This window comes from Kaistella pullorum, assembly GCF_014837035.1.
Lineage (GTDB): Bacteria > Bacteroidota > Bacteroidia > Flavobacteriales > Weeksellaceae > Kaistella > Kaistella rhinocerotis.
The window spans coordinates 481,978-496,961 of record NZ_JACSPS010000002.1 but is presented as its reverse complement, the minus strand read 5'-3'; the positions used below and the strand labels follow the sequence as shown (position 1 = coordinate 496,961).

At 44.6% G+C, this 14,984-nt stretch carries 12 protein-coding genes; 6 read left to right on the top strand and 6 right to left on the bottom strand.

What is annotated here, in order from left to right; all coding sequences use genetic code 11:
- Positions 1-36: 36 nt before the first annotated feature.
- From H9628_RS06695 to ychF, 5 genes are all read right to left on the bottom strand, one after another.
- Positions 37-1,107 carry an AI-2E family transporter gene (locus tag H9628_RS06695; RefSeq protein WP_251833347.1) on the bottom strand — a complete coding sequence of 357 codons (1,071 nt, stop codon included), beginning with the start codon at positions 1,105-1,107 and terminating at the stop codon, positions 37-39.
- A gap of 14 nt (positions 1,108-1,121) precedes the next feature.
- Positions 1,122-3,794 carry a cation-translocating P-type ATPase gene (locus tag H9628_RS06690; protein WP_251833346.1) on the bottom strand — a complete coding sequence of 891 codons (2,673 nt, stop codon included), beginning with the start codon at positions 3,792-3,794 and terminating at the stop codon, positions 1,122-1,124.
- A gap of 140 nt (positions 3,795-3,934) precedes the next feature.
- Positions 3,935-4,480 (bottom strand): NADPH-dependent FMN reductase, encoded by a 546-nt coding sequence (locus H9628_RS06685; RefSeq protein WP_251833345.1) that lies wholly within the window; start codon positions 4,478-4,480, stop codon positions 3,935-3,937.
- A gap of 72 nt (positions 4,481-4,552) precedes the next feature.
- Positions 4,553-5,308, bottom strand: a complete 756-nt coding sequence (locus H9628_RS06680) for an SDR family NAD(P)-dependent oxidoreductase (protein WP_251833344.1) — start codon at positions 5,306-5,308, stop codon at positions 4,553-4,555.
- A 270-nt stretch (positions 5,309-5,578) separates the two neighbouring features.
- Complete coding sequence (gene ychF / locus H9628_RS06675; protein ID WP_251833343.1) at positions 5,579-6,670, bottom strand: redox-regulated ATPase YchF; 1,092 nt, start codon at positions 6,668-6,670, stop codon at positions 5,579-5,581.
- A 275-nt stretch (positions 6,671-6,945) separates the two neighbouring features.
- On the opposite strand from ychF, the gene H9628_RS06670 reads away from it, so the two are divergent.
- From H9628_RS06670 to H9628_RS06645, 6 genes are all read left to right on the top strand, one after another.
- The gene (locus H9628_RS06670; protein WP_251833342.1) at positions 6,946-7,311 is read left to right on the top strand and encodes a BlaI/MecI/CopY family transcriptional regulator; all 366 of its coding nucleotides are present in this window, start codon (positions 6,946-6,948) and stop codon (positions 7,309-7,311) included.
- Complete coding sequence (locus H9628_RS06665; RefSeq protein WP_251833341.1) at positions 7,311-9,026, top strand: M56 family metallopeptidase; 1,716 nt, start codon at positions 7,311-7,313, stop codon at positions 9,024-9,026. The genes H9628_RS06670 and H9628_RS06665 overlap by 1 nt, the downstream gene beginning before the upstream one ends.
- A gap of 145 nt (positions 9,027-9,171) precedes the next feature.
- Positions 9,172-9,405 carry a YdcH family protein gene (locus H9628_RS06660; protein ID WP_251833340.1) on the top strand — a complete coding sequence of 78 codons (234 nt, stop codon included), beginning with the start codon at positions 9,172-9,174 and terminating at the stop codon, positions 9,403-9,405.
- Positions 9,406-9,595: 190 nt separating this feature from the next.
- Positions 9,596-11,401: a translational GTPase TypA gene (typA, locus tag H9628_RS06655; RefSeq protein WP_251833339.1), complete on the top strand. Its 1,806-nt coding sequence runs from the start codon at positions 9,596-9,598 to the stop codon at positions 11,399-11,401.
- A 259-nt stretch (positions 11,402-11,660) separates the two neighbouring features.
- On the top strand, positions 11,661-13,700 hold the full coding sequence (locus H9628_RS06650) for a dipeptidyl peptidase 3 (RefSeq protein WP_251833338.1): 2,040 nt from the start codon (positions 11,661-11,663) through the stop codon (positions 13,698-13,700).
- 212 nt (positions 13,701-13,912) lie between these two features.
- On the top strand, positions 13,913-14,434 hold the full coding sequence (locus H9628_RS06645; RefSeq protein WP_251833337.1) for a DNA-3-methyladenine glycosylase: 522 nt from the start codon (positions 13,913-13,915) through the stop codon (positions 14,432-14,434).
- Between the two features lie 118 nt (positions 14,435-14,552).
- On the opposite strand, the gene H9628_RS06640 is transcribed toward H9628_RS06645, so the two are convergent.
- On the bottom strand, positions 14,553-14,957 hold the full coding sequence (locus H9628_RS06640; protein ID WP_251833336.1) for an acyl-CoA thioesterase: 405 nt from the start codon (positions 14,955-14,957) through the stop codon (positions 14,553-14,555).
- Positions 14,958-14,984 lie beyond the last annotated feature (27 nt).

Here is a 14,984-nt window from a genome sequence, read left to right as displayed (position 1 = left end):
AAATTTTTATGATTTGTAAAAATCTGCAGCCAAATGTTACACCGGAACGTTTTCCTCGTCTTCGGTCTGCTCATGGTCTTTAAGATCTTTAAAGCTGCGTTCCATCTCAAACATACGGTAGAGAATTCCGGGCAAAGACATGAGTACGGGACCAAAAACAAGTCCCATCACACCGAAAATCTGTAAACCGAGCAGCACACCAAAAACCGTAATTAGTGGATGAATGTCCGCCATTTTTTTTAATAAAGTAAAGCGCAGAATATTGTCGATACCACCCACAAATATCAGACAGAAACCTGCCAGCATCAGCCCGCCGCTCACATCGCCGCTGGCAACCTGATAGACACTAATCGGTACATAGATCAGCATCGTGCCGAGTACCGGAACGATGGATGCGGCTCCAGTGAGCAAACCCCAGAAGATCGCATTCTCGACACCGAAAATGTAGTAGCCCAAAATTGCAATCAGACCCTGGCTTAGGCCCAGAATGGGTATTCCATAAGCATTGGAACGGATCAGGTCTGCATTGGCACGAATGAAATATTTTTTCGTATCCCGCGAAAATGGGAGCAGATCTTTAAATTTCTGTTCCATTGTCCGCGTTTCTTTAAGCATAAAATAAAGGATAAAAAGCGCGACAAAAATGTTTCCAAAGGTCTGGCCGACCCAGTTCAGCGTGGAAGGAATGTAGGAAACTGCACGGTTCAGCACTTGCATGATCTGTTCATTGGAAACATGGAAATCAAACCTTTTGAGGTACTCATTGTTCTCCAGAAATGTCCGCACAGCGTCGTATTTTTTAATGATTCCCTCACGGTCGCTCAGGAATTCATTGATTTTTGGAATCAAGATCTCCAGGATGATCCAGAGCGGCACCGCGAATGTGATAATGATAAGGAAAATGATGAGCGTGATGGTAAGATTGCTGTTCCACTTTTTTTCCTCGGTGTATTTTAGGTAAGATTTGCGGGTAAGAACATAGAGCGTAATGGCGCCCAACAGGCCTGACATGAAATAATTAAGTTCAAACAAAATGAGCGCAACGAGAAAAAGCGCGGTGAAAATAAGGGCTTTCTGAACGCTGATTTGACTGAAAAGTTTTTTCATAAGCTGGTTTTGGTTTAAATTTTAGCTGTTGAATGTTGCTTTCTATTTGCGAAGACTATCTTGTAGATCTCGAGCGCGGTTAACGGTAACAAACCAAGAACAACCGCCATCATCCATCCTTTTTGGTCGAGCATATGAAGTTTAAAGGCTTCACGCAAAACCGGCACAAACAGGACGAGAATCTGCATCAGAATCCCAAGTACAATTGCACCCACAAGATATCGGTTGCCGAAGATACCTATTTTATACAGTGGTTTTTTCCTATTCCTTAAGCCTAAAGAAAAAAACAGTTGCGAGCATACCAAAACCATAAATGCTAAAGTGCGCGCATTCTTCACCACTTCTTCGGGAATGTTGCCGTCTGCAGGAGAATAACCGAGTTCGTAATATCCGTACCAATACGCCAGCATCGTGATCAGCCCGATGAATATACCGCCAACAACTGCCTGTATTCCGGCGCCGTGCGAAAAGAAGTTTTCGTTTATGGAGCGAGGTTTTTCTTTCATTACATCGGGGTCGCCATTATCCATGCCCAGCGCGATGGCCGGCAGCGAATCGGTAAGCAGGTTGATCCACAACAGCTGTGTCGCGATCAGGGGCGACTGCCAGCCCACCAGCAGCGCGAGAAACATAACCACCACTTCGCCCAGGTTGCAGGTGAGGAGAAAAATGACGGATTTTTTGATGTTATTGTAGATGTTCCTTCCCTGTTCAATGGCTTTAACAATAGTGGAAAAATCGTCGTCGGTAAGAATCATGTCTGCAGCGCCCTTTGCTACATCGGTACCGGTAATTCCCATCGCCACACCGATGTCGGCCGCGTTAAGCGACGGTGCATCATTCACGCCGTCGCCGGTCATGGAGACTATGTTTCCATTGGCTTTAAGTGCGCGTACTATTTTCACTTTATGTTCCGGGGAAACGCGTGCGTACACCCGATAGCTGTTCACTTTCTGTTTTAATTCGTCCTCACTGAAGCTGTCCATTTCCGGCCCGGTGATTACCTGATCCACATGATCGGCAATGTGCAGATCCTTAGCGATGGCAAACGCAGTGTTTTTATGATCGCCCGTAATCATGATGGTTTTGATGCCGGCGTCTTTCGCGAGTTTTATCGATGGTTTCACTTCGTCGCGTGCTGGGTCTATCATGCCTACCAAACCAAGAAGCACAAGGTCCTGCTCCATTTCGTCGGGATGCGTATCTCTTGCAGCGGGTTTATAGGCTACGGCCAACGTGCGCAATGCATGATCTGACATTTGCCGCGCGGCGTGGCTGAAGTTCTTCAGATCGGCTTCGGTAATTTCGCGTACTTCTCCGTTGTCAAAAATCCTGGTCGAAACTTTTTTTAAACTTGCCAATGCACCTTTCGTGAAGACTTTGTAATCGCCGTCTTCTTCCTTCACCAGTACCGACATCATTTTGCGGTCACTGTCAAAGGATTTTTCATTAATTCGGTTTGTATCGTTCTCCAGATTCTTTCGGTCGAGTCTCAGCGTATCGCCCAATGCTAACAGTGCTATTTCGGTCGGGTCGCCGGTGGCATCGTCATTATGCAAGGTGGCATCGGAGCATAAGATCATGGCTTTAGCTGCAAATTTTGCGGCATTCGGAATGTCGTTTGGAACATGTTCATCCAAATCCAGCAGGCCTTGTGTGGTATAAACCTGGGTGACGCTCATTTTATTCATGGTAAGCGTACCGGTCTTGTCAGAGCAAATTACATTCACTGAACCCAATGTTTCCACTGCCGGAAGCTGGCGGATGATGGCGTTGTTTTTCGACATTGCAGTGACGCCGACGGAAAGTACCACCGCTACGATTGCAGCCAGGCCCTCGGGGATCGATGCTACGGCAAGTGAAACCGAGGTGAGGAACATTTCGCCCAGATCCCTTCCCTGAAACCATGAAAGAACAAATATAAACGCACAGATACCCACCGCCATCTTTCCCAGCATTTTGCCGAGCTCGCTCAGCTTTTTCTCCAGAGGTGTTTTGGTGAGTTCTTCGTTATCGATAAGGTGCGCAATTTTGCCGACTTCGGTGCGCATCCCGGTTTCTACCACTACTCCGACGCCGCGGCCGTATGTAACAATGGACGACATAAATGCCTGATTATCCCGGTCGCCAATGGGTGTATTCGGGTCGTCGTAGATATCGGCTGCCTCTTTAGAGCCCGGGACGGATTCACCCGTGAGGGCCGATTCTTCGGTTTGCAGATTTGCCGACTCTATCAGCCGCAGGTCGGCGGGCACCACCCTGCCGGCATCCAGAATAACGATGTCCCCCGGAACCAGCTCTGCACTGTCGATTTCAGCAGTATGTGAATCGCGCCTGACGAGCGCCCTGGGTGACGACATCTGCATGAGTGCTTCAATCGCTTTCCCGGCTTTAACTTCCTGAAAAACCCCGATTCCGGCGTTAATCAGGATGACCAGAATAATGATGACCGAATCTATATATTCGCCCATAAAAAACGTAATGATTACGGCCGCAAACAGTACATAGATCAGCCAGTCGTTCAGTTGCGAAATGAAAATCTGAAAGACCGATTTTTTCTTTTTAGCTTCCAGACGGTTAGGCCCATATTTGCTCTTCCGGCTCGCCGCCTCCTCGCTGGAAAGGCCAGTGGCGGGGCCAACACTGAGTTCCTTTAAGGTTTCATCGATGGATTTTGTAAACCACATAGTTTGTTTTTTAGGTACTGAACAGTTTCTTAAATTTAGGCATTATTTCGCCGTGTAAAAATATTTCACGGTAAAATAAAGCGCAAAAGAAAACCTTACTCATTGCTGAACAAGGTTTTTCAGTGGCTACTCAAGCATATTTAGAACTTCTCAACCCATTTCTGGAAGGCATCCACAAAAGTCTGAAGGAATTTTTCCGTGTCCGGCACAACTGTCTTTCCGTCTTCCCCGAAAATTTTTGATGAGTTCCCGATATACGCTTCAGGTTGCTGCATCAGCGGAACATCAACAAATACGAAGGCCTGACGGATATGATGATTCGCTGCCAAACCGCCCAGCGAACTTACTGACGAAGTGACGACCGCGCCCGGTTTTCCTGGCCAGACGGAGCTTCCGTACGGCCGCGATCCTACATCGATTGCATTTTTCAGCGCTCCGGGAATTGTGCGGTTGTATTCGGGAGAAACCACCAGAATACCGTCGGCGCTTTGTATTTTCTGCCGGAATGCCGTCCATTGTAGCGGTGGATTTTCATCGAGATCTTCACTATAAAGAGGCAGATTTCCGATTTCTATAATTTCCATGTTGAGTTTACCTTCCGCAAGCCTGATCATTTCATTTGCGATTTTTCTGTTGTAAGAATCTTTCCTTAAAGAGCCTACAAGTACTGCGATGTTTTTTGCCATAATTTTGTTTTAAAGGTTGAGATTGAGTTCTGCTAAACTTCTGAATAATTTAAAACTCAAAGTTTAAATTTTTTATACTGCAAGATAGCCGCCATCTACCGGATAATAGGACCCTGTGATGAAAGACGCATCATCTGAAGCCAGAAAAAGCAACATTGCGGCGATTTCTTTGGGCTCGCCAAGCCTGCCGAAAGCATGTTTATTTTCGAGCATTGTCAACGCTTCTTTGCCCATCGCCTCCTCATTCACCATGCCACTATAAATAAATCCGGGGCCTACTGCATTGATCCGGACTTTATCTTTCGCATATTCCCACGCCGCAGATTTCGTAAGACCCACCACACCGTGTTTTGCAGCCACATAGCCACTTGAGGTCGCAAATCCTGCCTGACCAAGAATGGAAGCAATATTGATGATGCTTCCGCCCCCGTTTTCTACCATCGCCGGTGCCTGGTATTTCACGCCGTAGAATACGCCTGAGAGGTTGATGTCAATGACTTTCTTCCAGCCTTCGATTGACATGTCGCCCGCTTTGTTGATTTCGCCACCTATTCCTGCGTTGTTTATAGCAATATCAAGTTTGCCGAATGCTTTCAAAGTTTCGTCTACTAATATTTGGTTGTCTTGAGGGCTGGATGAATCTGCTTTTACGAAAAGTGCTTCTGCGCCGCTGCTTTTTATTTCGTCCACTACCTTGCTGCCGTTGACTTCATTGATGTCGCTTACGACAACTTTTGCGCCTTCTTTAGCGAAAAGAATTGCCGTTGCTTTTCCGATTCCCGATCCTGCGCCAGTAATGATGGCCACTTTGTTTTCTAACTTTTTCATATGCTGATTATTTAAGTGATTAATAAAAACTAAATAGCTGTAATTTGCTATGCTTATCTTACAAATTTAGTTTAAATAAAATGGTAAAGCATTGATGTAAGGTAGTTTAACCATATTTAAGAAATTAGATAAGTTCAAACATTCAACTTATCACATGTGCGGTGTTCAATATGAACCTAATGTATGAGAGGTTTTAAAATCACCCAGTGTAAACAAAAAAGAGTTTACCTGGTGGGGTAAACTCTCTATAAATGTTCAGCTAATGAATTCTTACACATTAAACCTGAAATGCATCACATCGCCATCTTTTACGATATACTCTTTGCCTTCCACTTTCATTTTGCCGGCTTCTTTTACTTTCGCTTCGGAGCCGTAATTCACGAAATCCTCGTAGCCGATTACTTCTGCACGGATAAATCCTTTTTCAAAATCCGTGTGAATGACGCCGGCCGCCTGAGGAGCTGTCCAGCCCTGTCCAATGGTCCAGGCGCGCACTTCTTTCACACCAGCCGTGAAATAGGTCTGAAGTTTCAAGAGGTCGTAAGCTTTTCTAATCAATCTGTTAACACCAGGTTCTTCTAAGCCGAGTTCTTCAAGAAACATCTGTCTTTCTTCGAAAGTTTCAAGTTCGTTGATATCAGCTTCGATCTGAGCGGCAAGAACCACCACTTCGGCGTTTTCTTTTTTCGCCATCTCTTCGATTTTAGCGATCCATTCGTTGCCGTTCTTTATTGAATTTTCATCAACATTACAAACGTAAAGAACCGGTTTGTTGGTTAAAAGCTGAATATCTGCAATGATATCTGTACTGAAATCGTCCATTGGAAACTCGCGTACATTCCGGCCGTCTTCCACGAATCTAAGCAGGTTCTGAAGCGTTTCATAAGTCAGGACATCTTCTTTCTTACCGGACTTGATGAATTTCTTTGCTTTGTCAACGGCTTTTGAAATGGTTTCGATATCCTTCAGCTGAAGTTCGATGTCGATGATTTCTTTATCGCGCATCGGGTCTACTGAACCTTCAACGTGCACGATATTTCCATTCTCAAAACATCTTAAAACGTGGATGATCGCTTCGCACTCGCGGATATTCGCCAAAAACTGGTTACCAAGACCTTCACCTTTGCTGGCGCCTTTCACAAGACCTGCGATGTCCACAATTTCCACTACTGCAGGCAGTACGCGCTCAGGATTAACGAGTTTTTCAAGTTCGAAAAGACGGTGATCCGGCACTGAAACCGTTCCTAAGTTGGGTTCGATGGTACAGAAAGGATAGTTGGCAGACTGAGCTTTGGCGTTGCTGAGGCAGTTAAAAAGGGTTGATTTACCTACATTCGGCAAACCTACGATTCCACATTTCATATAATGAGTTTGAATTTAAATATATAAAGACAGAATGATATTCTGTTTAAAGTGCGCAAAGGTAGTGATTTTGTGAATGTTTTTAAGGGTAAAATTTTCACTTCCACATAATTGTACCTGAACTTTTCCAGGCTAAATTTTCTTTGTTTTAATTTTTAACGCGAAATATTTAATATTGAAAACCAATTGATTACAAAAATATTTTAATATCACTATAAAAATAGTTGTATGTATGAGATTAATTCCTACATTTGTATCACTAAACATTTAGTGATATGAAAATTACGCAACTCACCAAAGCCGAAGAACAGGTAATGCAGTATTTGTGGGACCTGGAAAAAGCCTTTCTAAAAGATATCCTCGAAAAGTTTCCGGAACCGAAGCCGCACACCAATACGATATCGACCATTTTAAAGGTTTTAAAAGAAAAAGCTTTTGTTGATTACAACGTTTTCGGTCGTCAGCACGAATATTTCCCGCTTGTACGCCGCGAGCAATACAGTGGAAAATCAATGAAAAGCCTCGTGAAAAACTATTTCGAAGGTTCTTACCGCAACGCGGTTTCCTTTCTGGTTGAAAAGAATGAAATCAGCGTTGAAGATCTTGAGATGCTGCTTGACGAAATCAAAAACAAAAAATAATGGAAGCGCTCCTGCTCTATTTCGGCAAAGTAATCCTTACTTCCGGTGTAATGTTTCTGTACTATCAGTTGTCTTTAAAGGACAGGACATTTCATCATTACAACAGGTTTTATCTGCTTGGCACGATGTTGATCAGCCTGCTGCTGCCTTTGCTGAAACTGTCTTATTTTACAGTTGAAGTAAACAGTGATATTTATCTATTATTAAATAAGTTAACGTACGCCAACGAAAATAAAACTTTAAGCCATGATTTCGGTTATATTCAAATTTGTGCTCTTGTTGCTGGACTGGTTTCTGTCGGTCTTCTCCTAAGATTTTTACTTGCCGTTGTACGGATTGAGCATTTTAAAAAACGCTATCCGAAGAAAAGTTTTGAAGGCATCAGTTTTTACCAAACTGATATTGCCGAAGCACCGTTTTCATTTTTCCGCAACCTTTTCTGGAAAGAATCCCTGCCGATTTCTTCTGACCTCGGACGCCAAATCCTGAAGCACGAAATGGTGCATATTGAGCAGAAACATTCCTGGGACCGTGTTTTCTCTGAAATTCTGGTTGCAGTTTTCTGGTTTAATCCATTCTATCATTTAATCAGGCGCGAAATAGCGCTTATCCACGAATATCTGGCTGATAAAAAAGCCGTTACCAATTCGGACACCAAGGTATTTGCGCAGATGCTTTTGGCGAGCCGGTTTTCCGGAAGACCGCTGCCCGCAACGAGTCCGTTTCTCAGTTCTAACTTAAAAAAACGACTAACAATGCTTAAAAAACCACAGACCAAATACAGCTATGCACGTCGCATCGCAGCTTTGCCCCTAATCTTCGCCCTCTGTTTCTTCTATCTTGTCAACGCAAAGAACCATGAAATCGCGGCAACCAACATTCAGATCGAAGAATATGTGACCGCGATGACACGGGATACCCTACCGCCGCCACCGGCTCCAGTTCCTGAAGTTCCTGAAGTACCTAGCCCGAAGGCTGTCCTTAAAGTAGACAAAATTGAAAATGAATTGCTGTTGCGGTCGAAAAACAGGGAGCGGAAGTCTGAGCAGGTGCAAAAGCTGAGCGCAGAAATGCAGCAGACATCAGCGCAGATCCAAAAACTGACTGAAAAGAACCTGGAGAGCAGCGCAGAATTCAAAGACCTTGAAATGCAGCTTTCAAAACTGGACGCCAAAATAAAAGAAAAACTCAACAGTGAGGATTTTACTGCAACTCAGGAGCAAATGGCAGCAAGAATAAAAGAACTGACGGGCAAGACAATTAAATTTTACGATTCTGAAGATTTTAAAAACAAAATCCGCGACTACGAAAAACACGCAGCCGAAATCGACAAAAAAGTAAACTCTCCGGCCTTTAAAAAGCAGTTACGCCAGATGGAGCGCCGTTCAAAGGACATCGAAAAGACAGTCAATTCACCCGAATTTCAAAAGCGCATACAGGAAGCCGAGCGCCGGGCAAAGGAAATGCAGATCAAACTTGATTCGCCGGAATTCCAGCAGCGCCTGAAAGACGCCACGCAAAAGGCTGAGGAAGCTGCACGAAGATCGACGGAAGCCAACCTTCTGCGCGGTAAAGAACAGGATGTGATCTACTATCTGGACGGAAAGACGATATCCAAGGCAGAGATGGATAAAATTGAACCTAAAAATATTGAATCGGTGCACGTATATAAGAAGGATGGCAAAGGCGAAATTCACATTACGGGCAAGAAATAGCAGTCTTTAAAACAGCGATCGCTAAAAAGTCGGAGATTTTCTCCGGCTTTTGTTTTTTTAGACCTGAAAATGATAATTCTCATAAGGAGTCAGCGATAATTTTTCCTTAACTTTAGTTTATTAAAAATCATTAAAATTTAAAGTCATGGAAAACCACATTTTAACCAACGAGTTTCCTGAGTTCGAATCAAAAATCAAGGCGCTGAAGCTGAATGACGACAATTTTAAGAAGATGTACGTGAATTATGAAGAGGTAAACGCACTCATTCAGCATTACGAAGAAGGTGAAGTGAATCACACCACAGATGATCATCTTACCGACCTTCGCAAAAAACGCGTTCACCTGAAAGATAATCTGTACACCTATCTAAGACAATAAATTTTTATCAAAATCAAATTTTATCATGGCGGCCCTATCGGGTCGCTTTTCTTTTTGGAAAATTTAAAATGCAATTGATAATCAGGCATTTGAGTTTTCTGTAATTTTATGTATAAAATTGTGATAATTCTTCATCGCTGCACAAATTATCCGGTAAAAAAGATTACTTTTGCACCGTCAAAAAACGTTTATGCAAAACATTAGAAATATCGCAATCATTGCGCACGTTGACCACGGAAAAACTACGCTGGTCGACAAAATCATTCACGCCACCAGTGTTTTCCGCGAAAATCAGGAATCAGGTGATCTTATCATGGACAACAATGACCTTGAAAGAGAGCGTGGAATTACCATCCTGTCAAAAAACATTTCGGTAACTTATAAAGACACCAAGATTAACGTAATCGATACGCCTGGTCACGCCGATTTCGGTGGTGAGGTGGAAAGAGTACTGAAAATGGCTGACGGGGTTCTGCTTTTGGTAGATGCCTTTGAAGGTCCTATGCCGCAGACGCGTTTCGTTCTTCAGAAAGCTTTGGAATTGGGTCTGAGACCGGTAGTGGTAATTAACAAAGTTGATAAGCCAAACTGCCGTCCGGATGAAGTTCACGATCAGGTTTTTGACCTGTTCTTCAACCTTAATGCTACGGAAGAGCAACTTGACTTCCCAACCTTCTACGGTTCATCAAAACAAGGTTGGTTCAATTCATCTTTGGAACAGACTGATAATATTTTCCCACTATTAGATGGTATTTTGGAACACGTTCCTGCGCCCGACGCTAAAGAAGGTCCGCTGAGAATGCAGATCACTTCACTCGATTTCTCTTCTTTCTTAGGAAGAATTGCGATCGGTAAAATCACCCAGGGTTCTGTAAAAGAGTCTGAATGGATTGGTTTGGCTCAGGAAGACGGCAACATCATCAAAGGAAAAGTAAAAGAGCTTTACGTTTTCGAAGGTCTTGGTAAAAAGAAAGTTCAGGAAGTTAAAGCAGGTGATATCTGTGCGATCGTAGGTTTCGATAAATTCCAGATCGGGGATTCATTCGTTGATCTTGAGAATCCGGATCCGTTGCCACGTACGGCAATCGATGAGCCTACTTTGAACATGACGTTCTCGATTAACAACTCCCCTTTCTTCGGAAAAGACGGTAAATATGTAACTTCAAATCACCTGAAAGAAAGGTTGATGAAAGAGTTGGAGAAAAACTTAGCACTAAGAGTTGAACCAACTGAAGATGCCAATACATTCCTGGTATTCGGACGTGGTATCCTTCACCTTTCTGTATTGATCGAAACAATGAGAAGAGAAGGTTACGAAATGACGATCGGTCAGCCACAGGTAATCCTTAGAGAGATTGACGGTGTTAAATGTGAGCCTTATGAATCTATGGTAGTTGACGTACCTGAAGAATATGCATCACGTGTAATCGACTTGGCGACGCAACGCAAAGGTGACCTGCACATTATGGAAACCAAAGGTGAAATGCAGCACATGGAATTCGAGATTCCTTCAAGAGGCCTGATCGGACTGCGTTCTCAAATGTTGACTGCTACGGCTGGCGAAGCCATTATGGCACACCGTTTTGTAGATTACAAGCCTTTCAAAGGCTCAATTCCCGGAAGACTCGTAGGTGTATTGGTGAGCAAGTCTCAGGGACCGGCTACCGAATACTCTATCGCAAAACTTCAGGACAGAGGCAAGTTCTTTGTTGATCCGGGCGAGGAAATTTACGAAGGTATGATCATCGGAGAGCAGAATAAACCTGGCGATCTTGTTGTAAACATCGTTGAAGCCAAGCAGCTGAACAACATGCGTGCATCCGGAAAAGACAAAGACGGCAGCATCGCGCCAAAAATTCTTTTCTCTCTCGAAGAATGTATGGAATACATCCAGAGCGACGAAGCTATTGAGGTAACACCAAACTTCATCCGTATGCGTAAAAAAATTCTTTCTGAAAACGAAAGAAAACGCATTGAAAGAGGTGCAAAAGGGTAATCCCTTTTAGATATAAAGATAAAGCCCCAAGAGATTGGGGCTTTTTTGCGATCATTTTTTACAAATCATTAATTAGCAGCACAAATGCTGCGGTGCGAATTTTGTTGCTTATGTCGGGGCGAACTTAAAAAAGTCACTGTGCCCGAAACGGATGGACCGCTCCTTTTACTTTGGGACTACAGGCGGTTTACGTCCTGTTTATCCGCTTCCTTCTAAAATCGGGATAAATATAGTTATAACTTTAAATAAAAATTTAATTATGAACAGAACCAAAATAACGCTGCTCGCACTGGCTGCTATGCTGGTATTATCCTGCACGGCACAACAGAATGCCGCCGCTGAAAGCGCACCTCAGGAACAGAGCACCCCAAAGGGACAGAACAGCATTGACCGTTTTGCAGACATTGAAGTTTTGCGGTACGACGTGCCAAGCTGGAATGATCTGACTTTAAAAGAAAAAGAATACGTGTACTACCTGAGCCAGGCCGGTTACGCAGGCCGCGATATCATCTGGGACCAGAACTATAAAAACAACCTGACCATCCGCCGGGCCCTGGAAAAGGTTTATCAGAATTACAAGGGCGACAAAACCACACAGGACTGGCAGAACTTTGAGATTTATCTTAAACGCATCTGGTTCGCGAACGGTATTCACCACCACTACTCCAACGACAAGATGAAGCCGGCATTTTCCCGCGTCTATCTGGATCAACTTTTAAAAGAGACCAATACTACGCTGAATACAGCCGTGGCTGATGTACTCTTTAATAATAAGGACAGCAAAAAAGTGAACCTGGACCTCAGCAAAGGACTATTGGAAGGTTCAGCCGTTAATTTCTACGGTGACGGCATCAGCGCTGATGAAGCCGACCGCTTTTACTCCAATATGAAAAGCAAGCATCCACAACGTCCGCTTTCAACAGGACTCAACTCCAAACTCGTTAAAGAAAACGGTAAGCTGACCGAGAAGGTGTGGAAAAGCGGCGGCATGTACGGCGCAGCCATCGACCAGATTACGGGCTGGCTTGAAAAAGCAAAAGGCGCAGCCGAAAACCAGAAGCAGGCAAATGCGCTGGACCTGCTCATCAGATATTACAAAACCGGCGACCTCAAAACCTGGGACGATTACAACGTAGCGTGGGTGGATGCCACTGAAGGGAACATTGACTATATCAACGGATTTATCGAAGTATACAGTGACCCGCTGGGCCACAAAGGCTCCTATGAAAGCGTGGTACAGATCAAGGATTTCGACATGTCCAAAAAGATGGAAGTCCTTTCAAAGCAGGCGCAGTGGTTTGAAGACAACTCTCCGCTCATGCCACAACATAAGAAGAAAAATGTGGTAGGCGTCAGCTATAAGACGGTAATTGTAGCCTCGGAATCCGGTGATGCATCACCAAGCACGCCAATCGGTGTGAACCTTCCTAATGCTGACTGGATACGTGCTGAACACGGTTCAAAATCCGTTTCACTCGGAAATATCATCGACGCGTATGATAAAGCAGCCGGTTCGGGACGTCTTAAGGAATTCGTGAATGACGATGAAGAACTGCGCCTCGCACAGAAGTATGGCGAACTTTCCAGCAAACTGCATACGGCGCTGCACGAGGTGGTAGGTCACGCGTCGGGTCAGATCAATCCGGGTGTGGGAACGCCTAAGGAAACACTGAAAAGCTACGCTTCGACAATGGAAGAAGGCCGCGCTGACCTTGTAGGTCTGTACTTCCTGTACAACCCAAAACTGCAGGAACTGGGGCTCACTGATGACTGGAAAGGTGTGGGTAAGGCCTCATACGACAATTATATCCGCAACGGGCTTATGATGCAGCTCGTGCGGCTGGAACCCGGCGCCGATATTGAAGAATCGCACATGCGGAACCGCCAGTGGGTAAGCGCGTGGGTTTTTGAGAAAGGAAAAGAGGACAATGTAATTGAAAAAATCACACGCAACGGTAAGACCTATTTCAATATTACCGACTACGATAAACTGCACGATCTGTTCGGGCAGCTGCTGCGCGAAACCCAACGCATTAAATCGGAAGGCGACTATAATGCCGCTAAAAATCTGGTTGAAAATTACGGTGTTAAAGTAGATCAGACCATCCACAAAGAAGTGCTGGCGCGCAACGCGCAGTATAAGGAGGCGCCGTACCGCGGTTTTGTGAATCCTTATATTACACCGGTTAAAAACAGCGCCGGCAATGTAACTGATTATGTGTTGCAATATCCGGAAACCTTTGCGGAGCAGATGCTGCACTATTCTAAAGAGTACAGTTTCCTGCCGGACCAGAACTAAAAATGCAGAGGCTGAGGCCACCTTTTGAAATCCGGAGTCCGGCAAATTATAACCGGAAACTTACCAAACCGTTTCATCCATGATGAAGCGGTTTTATGTTCTGAAAACGATTTTACCAACCTCAAGGTGTGCATCAACACATTCAAAGGGTACACAATTTGAAGGTTTCACCTGCATTTTACCATCTTTTCACCCTTCCACCTATCGTGCAAATGGCTAAGCGCATCCCTAACTCCTATTTTCAAAAACATAATGCAGTATATCTGGCACAGTCGCTGTTGGGTAAAACACTGGTACGCAAATTTGCGGACGGCCGCGAACTGCGTGCACAGATTACTGAAACGGAAGCCTATTTCGGCACCGATGATCTGGCGAGTCATGCGAGCAAAGGCCGCACCCCACGCACCGAACTTATGTTTGGCGAGGGCGGCTTCGTGTATGTTTACCTGATTTACGGGCGCTACTGGCTGCTGAACATTGTAACCGGAAAGACCGGACAGCCCGAGGCCGTGCTGATCCGGGGACTGAGTACCGTAAGTGGACCCGGGCGGATCGGCAATCTGCTGGAACTCGATAAAAGTTTTTACGGAGAAGATGTGGGGAGCTCAGAACGGCTGTGGCTAGAGGATTCTGTATTGGCAGGAACGGTCACCGCCGGTCCGCGTATCGGCGTGGATTATGCCGGTGAAGTGTGGAAAAATATGCCGTGGCGGTTTGTGCTGGATCCAGATTAAACTGATATGGACAGGTATTTCAGGGTTCCGTATTGTTAATAACCAATCGCCCAAAGCCAGCAGCCCGTATAGGTTCTGTTATAAGTTTCGAACCGCAAAGAAGAGGATTCTGCGGTCGCTAAACAGGCAGTTGCTGCGTCTCAAAAATCTTAACCGGCTTTTTATCGTCCCCTATCGCTACGAGCGTAAAATCGCCGCTCACGGCTTTTTCTCTGCTTTCGAGGTACATTTCCTCGATGAAGATTTCAACGGAGACCTTCAGACTGCTGTTCCCTACATATTTCACACGGCCTATCAGCTCAACCAGCGTATCGGCGGGGATAGGCCTGTTGAAATCGATGCGGTCACAACTCACAGTAACAAAGGATTTACGCGCAAAACGTGTGGCGGTCATAAAGGCAACTTCGTCCATCATTTCCATTACTTTACCGCCGAACATTGTGTTGTGATGGTTGGTGGTATTTGGAAAAACGACTTTAAAAACGTGAGTTTCGGAAGATTTAATTTTGTCTTCGTAATTCATCTCTGCTGATTTTAATTATAAACATTG